Source organism: Mesorhizobium salmacidum (SeqCode) (assembly GCF_037179605.1).
Lineage (GTDB): Bacteria > Pseudomonadota > Alphaproteobacteria > Rhizobiales > Rhizobiaceae > Mesorhizobium > Mesorhizobium salmacidum.
Genome location: NZ_JAPYKS010000057.1, coordinates 1 through 10,565, shown reverse-complemented (window position 1 = coordinate 10,565; position 10,565 = coordinate 1). Strand labels below are relative to the sequence as shown.

At 62.1% G+C, this 10,565-nt stretch carries 8 protein-coding genes and 1 pseudogene; 8 read left to right on the top strand and 1 reads right to left on the bottom strand.

The genetic code is table 11. The features are described from left to right. The 3 genes and pseudogenes from O7A60_RS31355 to O7A60_RS31345 all read left to right on the top strand — a co-directional run. Positions 1-443 (top strand): annotated as a pseudogene (locus O7A60_RS31355) (hypothetical protein); the annotation flags it as partial. A gap of 253 nt (positions 444-696) precedes the next feature. Further along, complete coding sequence (locus tag O7A60_RS31350) at positions 697-873, top strand: hypothetical protein (RefSeq protein WP_181166789.1); 177 nt, start codon at positions 697-699, stop codon at positions 871-873. A gap of 209 nt (positions 874-1,082) precedes the next feature. Then, complete coding sequence (locus tag O7A60_RS31345) at positions 1,083-3,368, top strand: peptidase domain-containing ABC transporter (protein ID WP_337109521.1); 2,286 nt, start codon at positions 1,083-1,085, stop codon at positions 3,366-3,368. A 148-nt stretch (positions 3,369-3,516) separates the two neighbouring features. Here O7A60_RS31345 and O7A60_RS31340 read toward each other — a convergent pair whose 3' ends face one another. Next, positions 3,517-3,696, bottom strand: a complete 180-nt coding sequence (locus O7A60_RS31340; protein WP_337109520.1) for a hypothetical protein — start codon at positions 3,694-3,696, stop codon at positions 3,517-3,519. Between O7A60_RS31340 and O7A60_RS31335 the strand changes: the two genes are divergently transcribed. The 5 genes from O7A60_RS31335 to O7A60_RS31315 all read left to right on the top strand — a co-directional run bounded on the left by O7A60_RS31335 (position 3,695) and on the right by O7A60_RS31315 (position 10,412). Further along, positions 3,695-4,939, top strand: a complete 1,245-nt coding sequence (locus O7A60_RS31335; protein ID WP_337109519.1) for an HlyD family type I secretion periplasmic adaptor subunit — start codon at positions 3,695-3,697, stop codon at positions 4,937-4,939. The two genes, O7A60_RS31340 and O7A60_RS31335, sit on opposite strands and share 2 nt — an antisense overlap. Before the next feature lie 48 nt (positions 4,940-4,987). Further along, positions 4,988-6,718: a tetratricopeptide repeat protein gene (locus O7A60_RS31330; protein ID WP_337109518.1), complete on the top strand. Its 1,731-nt coding sequence runs from the start codon at positions 4,988-4,990 to the stop codon at positions 6,716-6,718. A 13-nt stretch (positions 6,719-6,731) separates the two neighbouring features. Continuing rightward, complete coding sequence (locus O7A60_RS31325; protein WP_027146702.1) at positions 6,732-6,953, top strand: DUF768 domain-containing protein; 222 nt, start codon at positions 6,732-6,734, stop codon at positions 6,951-6,953. Positions 6,954-7,309: 356 nt separating this feature from the next. Beyond that, positions 7,310-9,079, top strand: a complete 1,770-nt coding sequence (locus O7A60_RS31320) for a type I secretion system permease/ATPase (protein ID WP_337109516.1) — start codon at positions 7,310-7,312, stop codon at positions 9,077-9,079. Then, the gene (locus O7A60_RS31315) at positions 9,066-10,412 is read left to right on the top strand and encodes an HlyD family type I secretion periplasmic adaptor subunit (protein WP_084637070.1); all 1,347 of its coding nucleotides are present in this window, start codon (positions 9,066-9,068) and stop codon (positions 10,410-10,412) included. Before O7A60_RS31320 ends, O7A60_RS31315 begins: the two co-directional genes overlap by 14 nt. Positions 10,413-10,565 lie beyond the last annotated feature (153 nt).

The window sequence follows — 10,565 nt, the reverse complement described above, 5'->3', positions numbered from 1 at the left end:
GCCACCGGCTCGACCGGAGCGACGGGTTCGACCGGAGCGACAGGCTCGACTGGAGCGACAGGCTCGACTGGTGCGACAGGCTCGACTGGAGCTACCGGCTCGACTGGAGCGACAGGTTCGACTGGGGCAACCGGCTCGACCGGGGCAACTGGTGCGACAGGCTCGACTGGAGCTACCGGCTCGACTGGAGCGACAGGTTCGACTGGGGCAACCGGCTCGACCGGGGCAACCGGTGCGACTGGCTCGACTGGCTCGACCGGGGCAACCGGCTCGACTGGAGCACCCGGCTCGACCGGGGCAACCGGAGCAACCGGCTCGACCGGAGCAACCGGCTCGACCGGAGCTACAGGCTCGACTGGAGCGACTGGCTCGACTGGTGCAACTGGCTCTACCGGAGCGCCTGGTCCGACAGGTCCGACCGGAGCGACGGGGCCTGGCGGTGAGACCGGTGACCACCACCATGGCAACAACGGTGGCGGCAACGATCCTGACCACAGCGACAGCAGCAATCCGGGGAAAGGCCATCCCAATGATGGCACTGACGCTGATGGCTCCCCTGACGGTCACACCGCCACGGTCACGGCCAGCACCCTCGGGCTCAAGGACTCGACGCAGTTCCTGCAATCCGGCTCGACCGACAGTGATGCCGTCAGCCCTGCGTCGTTCCGCCAGCTCATCGGACTAGCGGCCGGTTCGGTGACGACCGACCTCCTGAATGTGCTCAACACGATCAGGGGATTTGGCCAGAACCAGAACAAGCCGCTGGGTGCGAGCACCGACCTGACCTCGGACCCCAAGCATGGTGCGGGCTCCGCCAACAGCGACGACACAGTGAAGAAGGCTCTGAAGGATATTCTGAAGCCGCATGAGTGAGCAGGAATGGTAAGTGGACAGACCACGATAGGAAACAGTCCAAGGCTGAGAAACGGGCGCGCGCGCTCTGCGGAAAGCAGGGTCCGCGCGCCCGCCATTTCCGACCGGGGACGGGTTCGTCCGACCGGCCGGCTCGGCGTCAATCAGTCCCCGCTTGAGGTATCGGCGGGCGCCTGGGATATCGGCGCTTGCGTGTCGGAGGGAAGCCCATGGTGAATATCCCTCTGAGCGCCGAAATCCAGCCGGTGGCGGTCCGCGCCGGCATCGAAGCCGATACGACCGAACTGGGGCGGCTTCCCGGTGGTCCCGCCGAGTTTGAAGAGGTCGGGCAGCGTCTCAAGGCGATGTTGCGGGTCGCCCGCTATCACGGGGTCGAGCTCGACCCGAACGAATTCAGGGCGGCGAGCGCAAGCCCATTTCCAACCTCCGCTGACCTGTCCGAATGGGCGCGCAACGGCGGTATGTGGTCTCGCGCCGTCCGCGTTCGCTGGTCCCACCTCTTGCGCTTCCAGGATGCCGGGCCAGTCGTCCTGCTGTTCAGCGATGGCGGCGCGGGGATCCTCACCGGGGCCAGTGCCGAGCGCAACCTGGTCTTCCTCAAAGGCGTGGACGCGCCTGATGACGGTGAATCCACCGCCATCGACGAGTTGCGCCTGTCGCAGGTGTGGACGGGCGAGGCGGTATTACTGCGAAATGCGCGATCCTCTGTTGCGGCGGACGCGCCTTTCACTCTCGGCTGGCTCGCCGAACTGGTGCGGCTCGAAAGCCGACCTCTGCGTGACGTCGCCATCGCCTCGTTCACGCTCAGTGTCCTTACCATCCTGCCGCCGCTCATCGTCATGACGGTGGTCAACAAGGTGCTGCAGTTCAACAGTGTCTCGACGCTGTTGCTCTTGTCGGCCATAATCGCCGTCGTCTTCGCCTACGAAACGCTCTTAGGTCACGCACGGCGGCTGATCATCAACGTCGTCGGCGCCCGCCTGGACACCAAGCTGCAACTGCACATTTTCAGTAGGCTCCTGCGCCTGCCGCTTGACTATTTTGAGCGTCATCCGGCCGGCGAGACGCTGTACCATCTCGCCCAGGTCTATCGCATCCGCGAGTTCCTGACCGGCAAACTCCTCAGCACGTTCCTTGATCTGATAACGCTCTGCGTGCTGGTACCGGTGATGTTCTACATCAACACCAAGCTCGCCTGGATCGTGATTGCCTGCGCGGGCGCGATCGTACTGATCATTCTTGCCTTTCTCAAGCCGCTGCGCCGGAGGTACCAGCGGGTGATTGAAGCCGAGACATGGAAGTCGGCGGCACTCGGCGAAACTGTCGTCGGGATAAAGACCGTGAAGGCACTAGGTCTCGAGCCGCAACGCAAGGCGCTTTGGGACGAGCAGGTGGCGGAGGCGGGGAGGGCGCGTCTGGCTTTCGGGCAGTTCGCCAGTTGGCCGCAGACCCTGGTAACGCCGATCGAACGTGCCATGGTGCTCGGCACAATGCTGATTGGGGCCTATCTCGCCATGAACGACAGTTCCGGCTATATGGTAGGCGGCCTGTTCGCCTTCATGATGATCTCCCAGCGCGTCGCCCAACCGCTTGTCGGGCTGGCGCGCCTGATCGAAGACTACGAGGAGGTCGGCGCAGCGATCGGCGAGGCGGCGTCGGTCCTCAACCGGCCGCTGGAGAGCAGTTCGAATTCCCAGGGCTTAAGACCGAGGCTCGTCGGCGAGGTCACGTTCAGCGATCTGACCTTCAGCTATATCGGTACCAGGACGCCGGCGCTCGACCGGGTCAGCTTCAACATTCCGGCAGGCACCATGTTCGGTATTGTCGGGCGCAGCGGGTCGGGAAAGTCGACGATCGCGCGCCTTCTGCAGGGGATCAACCGCGACTATAGCGGTTTCCTCAAGCTGGACGGTGTCGACCTCAAGGAATTCAACCTGCGTCACCTTCGCCAGGGGCTCGGCGTGGTGCTCCAGGACAATTTCCTGTTCCGCGGGTCGATCCGCGAGAACATCATCGCCGGGCGCGCGGGCCTGACGCTTTCCGACGCGATGCGAGCCGCGCATCTGGCAGGCGCCGAAGAATTTATCGAACGAATGCCGAATGGCTACGACACATACATCGAGGAAGGGTCGCCCAATCTGTCGGGCGGTCAAAAGCAGCGGCTGGCGATCGCGCGCGCCCTCATCCACAATCCGACTGTCCTTATCCTCGACGAAGCGACCAGCGCGCTCGATCCCGAGAGTGAAGCGGTCGTCAGCGCCAATCTCATGCGCATCGCTAGCGGGCGAACGATGATCATCGTTTCGCACCGGCTTTCTTCGCTCACCGAGTGCGACCAGATCCTTGTCATGGAGCAGGGCAAGGTCCTCGACGTCGCCCCCCATGCGATCCTGCTCGAACGATGTGCGCTCTACCGCCAGCTGTGGGCGCAGCAGAACCGGCACCTCGATGGCCGCCACGGCCGTCCGGTCGCCGTGCCGCCGCGGTCGGGTTGACCGATGTCGCGCGGCGGTCGATTCGAGCTTTCAACAATGATCGCCCGCAAGACGGCGAACCGTTCCTTTGGCCATCGCGCTTCGACTGAAGATGGAATGGATGGGATCGGTTTCATTCGAGACAGTTTGTACTTCGAGTGCTTACACCTCAGGTCCAGCAAGCCATGACCACCACCTCTCTCACCATCCACCCCGCCCGTTTGCGTCGGATAAAAACGAGCGATCCGACGACACCAGCCATTCTCGAATTCCAATGGCCGTCGACGGCGGTCGCCAATGCGCCAATTCCTCGGTCGGCGCGCGGTGTCGTCTGGATCATTTCGAGCATGGTGGTTGCCTTGATTGCCGTGGCGGGACTGATACCGGTCGACCAGGTGGTGACGGCCAGAGGGCTGGTGGTTTCAAAATCGCCCAACATCATTGTGCAACCTTTGGAGACGGCGATCGTCCGCTCGATCGATGTGCGCGAAGGTCAGCACGTAAAAGCCGGGCAATTGCTTGCCCGCCTCGATGCTACCTTTGCCTCGGCGGACCTCCAGTCGCTGGCGATGCAGGTCGCGACGCTTGAGGCAGAAGTGGCGCGGTTGAAGGCGGAGGCCGACGGCCAAGCTTTCAACTATGACGGTCTCGACCCGAGCTGGACCCTGCAGGCGTCTATCTTTGAGCGCCGCAAGGCAGTCTACGAGGCCAAGCTGGAGAATTTCGACCGGCAACGCGATGAACTCAGTTCGGTGATCTCGCGTTCTCAATCGGATGCCTTCGGCTACCGGCAGCGGCTCTCGGTCGCGGCATCGATAGAACAGATGCGCAAACAGCTGGAAGAAAGACAGGTCGGAAGCCGCCTCAATACCCTTATCGCGGAAGACAATTCGGCAGAGATGTCGCGGGCGCTCGGCAATGCCGAGCAAACAGCAGAGGCTGCCAAGCGCCAGCAGGCTGCGGTGGCCGCCGAGCGCGACGGCTACATTCAAGGCTGGCGAGCGGATGTCTCACAGGGTCTGTCCGACGCGACCTCTCGGATGTCCGACGCTCGCGAACTCCTCAACAAGGCAAGGCTCCGTAAGCAGTTGGTAGAGTTGAAAAGCGAAGCAGACGCCGTCGTCCAGTCGGTGGCGAAAGTCTCGGTCGGCTCGGTCCTCCAGTCGGGTGAGCGCTTGATCACGCTGGTGCCGGCCGACGCGCCACTTGAGATTGAGACAAACGTGGTCGGCCGCAGCAGCGGCTTCGTGCACGTCGGCGACCCCGTGGTCATCAAGTTCGACACCTTCCCCTATTCGCAATACGGCCTCGCCCACGGCACCGTGCGAACGCTCAGCCCGGATTCCTTTTCTGCGCAGGAGCAAGCACGCGACCCCAACAGTTCCCTGGCCATGCTGCCCTCGGATGCCGAGCCATTCTATCGGACTCGCATTTCCATCGACCACGTCGCGCTGCACGGGGTCCCCGCCGGTTTCATCGTCAGCCCCGGCATGCCCGTGACCGCTGACGTCAAGGTCGGCCAACGCACGGTGCTCAAATATATTCTCGGCGCGATGCTACCGATCGGCCAGGAAGCCATGCGTGAGCCATAGGCTGCGGCGCGCCAGCGGCCAGATGGAGGACATCAGGGACTCGGATCGATGACAATTCTGGATCGGCTGACTGGTTTCGCCAACCCTGCGGCAGCGTTGCGGCGGGCGGTGCAGCTTTTTGACAGCGGCAGGCCTTCGGAAGCTTTTCCGCTCATGGCGATGGCCGCGCGCGCGGGCATCGCCGACGCCGAATATCGGGTTGGGCGCTGTTATCTTGAAGGCTCGGGTGTGCCGCCGAGCCGCGTGGAGGGGACGCGGTGGCTCGGGCGGGCGGCAAAACGCGGGAGCGCCGATGCACAGGCGCTCCTCGCCGCACTCTATGTGAGCGGACTGGCGACATCTGAAGCTGTTAAGGGCCCTGCATCGCAACGCCTGTTCGAACAAGACACCTTGGGTGAGCCGGACTTCGTGGCGGCACGCGAGCTTGCCACGAAGGCGGCCGAGGCAGGCTCGGCAACCGGTCAAGCAGTCCTCGGCTATATCCTCACCAGGGGTCCCGGACCGATGCGCGATGCGGATGCAGCGCACCGCTGGTATGAGCGTTCGGCCGCGGCCGGCTGCGCCGAAGGACGCCTCGGTCTCGCCCTTTCGCTGGCCCGGCAAGGTGGGCTCGCGGAACGGGACAGAATTGCTGACGAGGTACGTCGTGCCGCCGACGCTGGCCTGCCGACCGCAATCTACCTCTTTGCGATCTTCACCGAGCACGGGCTGGGCGTCGCGGGCGATCTTGCTGCCGCGGCTCGGCTGTATCAGGCGGCTGCGGAGCAAGGCCTGCCCTCGGCCCAATTCCGATTGGGATTGGCGATGATCGAGGGGAGCCTCGGTGACCTCGATCCTGTGGCCGGGGAGGCGTGGATGCGACGTGCAGCATTGGCCGGCAACGTCGAGGCGGCGTACCTCCTGGGGGAGCGTAACGTGAAGTACCGACCGCCGGATTATGCAGAAGCCGCAACATGGTATCGACGGGCGGCCGAGGCGGGTCATCAGGCCGCCGCTCGCGCCCTAGGCTCCCTTTACCTAACGGGAAACGGTGTTGCCAGGGATGAGCAGGAGGGGACACGCTGGCTGCGCACCGCCGCAACCAGCGGGAATCAGGCAGCACAAGTCGATATGGCCAACCTCGCTCTGCAAGGGATTGGAGAGGCGGACGACACCACAAATGTAGCAGGATGGTTCGAAGCCGCCGCATCGTCAGGCGATCTGATCGCCGCATTCAATCTCGGCCTCTGTTTCGTCAAAGGCGTCGGCGTGCCCCGGGACGAAGGTCAGGCGGCACAATGGCTAAGGCGCGCTGCTGAGGGCGTGGCCGAGGCCCAATATATGTATGCGCGCATCCTCAGGGATGGGCGCGGGGTGGCGGCCGATGCGCAGCAGGCCCGCGCCTGGTTTGCCCAGGCTGCCGACGGCGGCATACTCGACGCGCGAGTGGCACTCGCGGAGATGCTGCTCAATGGCCGTGGCGGCGATCGTTCGCCAGAGGCCGCGGTGCAGTTGTTCGAACGAGCCGCCGCCGCCGGTCATGTCGGGGCAATGTTTGCGCTCGGAGCGCTGCACAGCTCCGGCCAGGGTTTGCCGATCGACCAAGTGGCGGCGCAGAAGTGGTTCTCGGCCGCCGCCGAATGTGGGCATGGCCAGGCCCAACTCATGCTGGGCCGGTATCTCGCCAAAGGTCTCGCCGGAGAGCGCGACCCGTTGGCCAGCCGCCTCTGGCTCGAGCGAGCGGCTGCACATGGCATCGTGGAGGCCGACGAGGAATTCGCTGAGGCTACCTCGGGTTGAGGTGTAATGGAATATGAGCAGGCGCGCCGCTGATTTCCTACGCAAATGGATTTGCGACCATCTACCGCCGCGAATTGACGACGCAGCCCTCGTCGTGACCACCATGGCGGCCGACGCCGTGCGGGCGGCAGAGGCTCAAGGCATCGCACGCCAAGAGATCGACCGAGAAATCGGAAGCGTCTACGAAGCGACCATGCGTACGCTCCAGGATCGCACGTCCGGTTTGCCGGATTAGGCACAACGCCACGACCTCGGGTGCAAGACTTACCTTGAGCCTTGGGTAGCCGATCCGGCTTGGGATTTCCAAAGAGGAGGAAGCACCCTCATAAGCCTGGACGTGTTGCCATAGTTGGCGGAATCCCGTTCAGTCGCACTGAGGGGCAGGGTGTATTTGCGGCGCAAATAGGTCGGTCATAGCAGGAGGCGCGGCTTCTCGCCTCGATGCTCCTTGGACAACCGCAATTGTCGCATCGCCTAGCCCGTTTGCGTTCATCATCATGGCCATCAAAAGAATCTCAACTGGTGGCATCGCAACACCGTATGATATATACAGATTGTCTAATGTGATCGTTTGCCCCGGGTGCGATTTAGATGCCCAGCTTTACGAACAGAAGGGTGCTGTTGAGGAGTGTGGTCGAAATGGGCCTCTTCTCCGCGGCAATGAACACCCTGGTGTTGATTCTGCCTCTCTACATGCTGCAGGTATATGACCGGGTTTTGCCTGCGGCCAACCTCGACACGCTCGCCTATTTGACCTTGCTTGCTCTATCGTCGCTCTTGCTGTTCGGCGTACTCGAAGTCGTGCGCAGCGTATATGCGAGCCAGCTCGCCGCTCGGCTGGATGTCTCTTTGGGTGCATCATCATTTCTTGCGGCAATGAGCGGTCCGCGTGCCGGTCTCGGCGACGTCCAGGCCCTGCGCGACTTGGCGACCCTGCGGGGGTTCATCGCCTCGCGAACCATCTTTTTTCTATTCGACCTCCCTTTTGGGCCGATCTTCGTGGGCCTGCTTTACTTCGTCCATCCGTTGCTCTTCCTGGTAACGGTTATCGGTGCGGTTCTCATGGTTGCCATCGCTGTGCTGAACCAGATCGCGAGTTCGCGACCCAGCAAGGAGGCGGCGGACAATCTTAGCGCCTCAATGAATTCGGCGCAGGCCTTCGCGCGAAACTTCGAAACGGTCCGCGCACTCGGGATGGTGTCCAACGCGATAGAGTTCTGGGGGATCCGTTTTTCAGACTCACTGCACGCCTCCGACGGACTGGCTCGCATCAACGCGTTCTATGGTGGTGTGTCCCGCACGACGCGATCGGTGCTGCAAATCGCGATATTGGGCGTCGGTGCATATCTGGTTCTGCACAATGAAATGACCGCAGGCATGATCTTTGCCTCATCGATGATATCGGCGCGGGCCTTGCAACCTCTTGATCAGATCGTTGGAAGCTGGCGGCAGATCACCGACGCCAATCTTGCATGGAAGCGGCTTTCGGTTTCCCAATCCGGGCCGGACAAGCAGGAAAACCCGGCATTGCCGAGTCCCGATGGAGTGTTGAGCGCAGATCAGATAGTCTATCATCTTCCAGGTTCGGCCGACGGTGCGATGCCGCTCATCAAGCGGGTGACTTTCGAGGTCCCCGCCGGCCAGACCGTCGCGATCGTCGGCCCGAGCCAGGCAGGAAAATCGACGCTGGCGCGGCTCATCGTCGGTGCGATCCAACCCCGTTCGGGCGCGATCCGTCTCGATGGCGGCGATATTCGAAACTGGGATCCGGAGGAACTCGGCCGTCACATAGGCTACCTTCCACAGGATGTGGAACTCTTCCCTGGAACCATCGCACAGAACATTGCGCGCTTTGAGCCGGACGCATCCGACGAGAAGTTAGTTCAAGCGGCCCGGAAGGCGCAGGTACATGAGCTGATCATGGGGCAGAGGAACGGATACTCGACGGTGATCGGCCCCGCTGGCGTTCGCCTTTCAGGCGGCGAGCGTCAGCGCATTGGCCTTGCACGCGCTTTTTACGGCGATCCCAAGATACTGGTTCTCGACGAGCCCAACGCAAATCTTGATTCCGACGGCGAAGCCGCGCTCGAGCGGGCGATCATCCAAGCGCGGTCGCGAAAGACGACCGTCCTCGTCATTACCCACCGGCCCTCCCTCGCTTCCAAATGCGATCGCATCCTCATGCTGCTAAACGGTCAGGTCGAGATTTACGGTTTGACCAAGGACGTGCTCGACGAACTTGCTCAGCGACGGGCCCGAGCGGCAGCAGCGGCGGCCGCTCAGTCGCATGACAATGAAGGAGTGGTGCCTTTCCCGTCACAGGCTCGCGTAGAGGTAAAAGTCGCAAATGACGGCCCCTAGCCAAACCATCCAGGCTGGCGCCAAGGCTTATCGCTGGCAGCGCAACATCGATACACGCACAGATCGGATCATGCTGGCGGGATATGCAAGCGTGGCCGTTTTCGTGCTCGGCTTCGGGTTCTGGGCAGCCACGGCGCCGATTGCTGGAGCAACCATTGCGCCGGGTGTGGTCGCCGCGGCAGGGCAGAATGTCATGATCCAGCACCTCGAAGGAGGCGTTGTCAGGAGCATTAGAGTTCGCGAGGGTGACAGGGTCTCAAGAGGCCAGGCCCTGATCGTGCTCGATCCGACGATGGCGCGGTCCCAGCTCAACCGGGTTCTCAAGCAGTGGGTTGCACAAAAAGCCGAGATTTCTCGGCTCGAAGCAGAGCGCGACGGCCTTGAGAGTATTGTCTTGTCCAGTGACCTCGGAGCCTATTCAGGCGCTTCCGAATATAGCGATGTCTTCGGCGAGCAAAACAAGGAATTTCAGGCGCGGCTAGCACGTTATGGCGCGGAACAGGGGATACTGAAGCAAAGGGTTGCAGCACTTCAGGACGCCATTGTGGGGCTAAAGGCTCAAAAGAAGGCAGCGGAAAATCAGCTTGTGATCGTCAACGAGGAGACCGAAAGAAAAAAAGACTTGCTACAAAAAGGACTCACAAATCGGTCCGAATATACCAATCTTCTGCGCAGTACCGCCGAGTTGGTGGGACAGGCGGGATCTCTGGAGGCGCAGATCGCCAGCTCGGCGACCCAGACCGTGGAAGCACGTCAGCAGATTGAAAGGCTTACAACCAGCCGGGTCGAGGATGCCGTCACGGAACTGAACAAAGCACGGGCAGAGGTCGCGGATCTCGAGGAACAGATCAACGCTGCGCGTTCAGTCCTGGACCGTACGACGATCCGGGCGCCTGTGGACGGCATCATCGTGCGCTCGCTTTACAATTCCGAAGGCAGCGTCATCCGCGCCGGGGAGATCGCGATGGAGCTTCTGCCGACCACGAACGAGCTCATCATCGAGGCCAGGATAAAGCCTGAAGATATCGACTCAATCAGGGTCGGGCAGGACGCAAACATGATGTTCACGGCACTCAACGCGCGCACGACGCCGAAAGTGTCCGGAAAGGTTTTTTACATTTCGGCCGACCGGCTGATGGCACCCAATACCGGGCTGCCTTACTTCACCGTCCGGCTTAAAATGGCCAACAAGCTGCCACCGCAGATCAAGCCCGAGCAGATCTATCCAGGCATGCCGGTCGAGACATTCATCTCAACGGGCGAACGGACGTTTCTGGCTTATCTGACCAAGCCCTTGGTGGATTCGTTCCAACGCGCCTTCCGGGAGAGATAGCCCCCGCATCTTGGATGCCGGAAGCTCCGATGTGAAACGGCGCTATTGGAGCCTGCACCCTCGACGTCAGACGAAGTGGAAGAGGGCATCTACCATCTCTTCAGGCGACTTGCCGAGCGTCTTGAGATGGATCTCCGGGTTCTCCGGTGCTTC

Excerpts from the sequence above, each read along its gene's own strand:
- O7A60_RS31345 (WP_337109521.1), top strand. The coding sequence starts at position 1,083 with ATGGTGAATATCCCTCTGAGCGCCGAAATCCAGCCGGTGGCGGTCCGC.
- O7A60_RS31320 (WP_337109516.1), top strand. The coding sequence starts at position 7,310 with ATGCCCAGCTTTACGAACAGAAGGGTGCTGTTGAGGAGTGTGGTCGAA.
- O7A60_RS31340 (WP_337109520.1), bottom strand. The coding sequence starts at position 3,696 with ATGCTCGAAATGATCCAGACGACACCGCGCGCCGACCGAGGAATTGGC.
- O7A60_RS31335 (WP_337109519.1), top strand. The coding sequence starts at position 3,695 with ATGGTGGTTGCCTTGATTGCCGTGGCGGGACTGATACCGGTCGACCAG.
- O7A60_RS31315 (WP_084637070.1), top strand. The coding sequence starts at position 9,066 with ATGACGGCCCCTAGCCAAACCATCCAGGCTGGCGCCAAGGCTTATCGC.
- O7A60_RS31325 (WP_027146702.1), top strand. The coding sequence starts at position 6,732 with ATGAGCAGGCGCGCCGCTGATTTCCTACGCAAATGGATTTGCGACCAT.
- O7A60_RS31330 (WP_337109518.1), top strand. The coding sequence starts at position 4,988 with ATGACAATTCTGGATCGGCTGACTGGTTTCGCCAACCCTGCGGCAGCG.